At 39.3% G+C, this 359-nt stretch carries 1 protein-coding gene; it reads right to left on the bottom strand.

All coding sequences use genetic code 11. The annotated features are described in order from the left end of the window. Window positions 1-359 (bottom strand): hypothetical protein (locus Q0787_RS19255; RefSeq protein ID WP_298905081.1); only part of this gene is annotated, 359 nt, incomplete at both ends.

The raw sequence follows: 359 nt of genomic DNA, 5'->3' as shown, positions 1-359 counted from the left end.
TCATCAAATTCAGCCATTGGCGCTGGTAATACTGTGATTGTTTTCTTAGCTGTGATTGTTCTATCACAATCATCAGTATAAGTCCAATCTACATATAAAGTTCCACCACACTCATCGTATGATCCACTTAACTCTCCTTGAACTTCTCCTGAAATCTCACATGCTCCAGTTCCTCCATTAGTGTATCCTAATGATCCTGGTTCGAATGAATTTGCTTCTTCACATGAAATCTCCATGTCTTCTACTTCATCAAACTCAGCCATTGGTGCTGGTAATACAGTAATTGTCTTACTAGCTTCGATTGTTCTTTGACAATCATCTGTGTAAGTCCAGTTCACTGTAAGTGTTCCACCACACTC

Source organism: uncultured Psychroserpens sp., from assembly GCF_947492715.1.
In the GTDB taxonomy this organism is placed as follows: Bacteria; Bacteroidota; Bacteroidia; order Flavobacteriales; family Flavobacteriaceae; genus Psychroserpens.
This window is presented reverse-complemented; position numbering and strand designations above follow the sequence as displayed.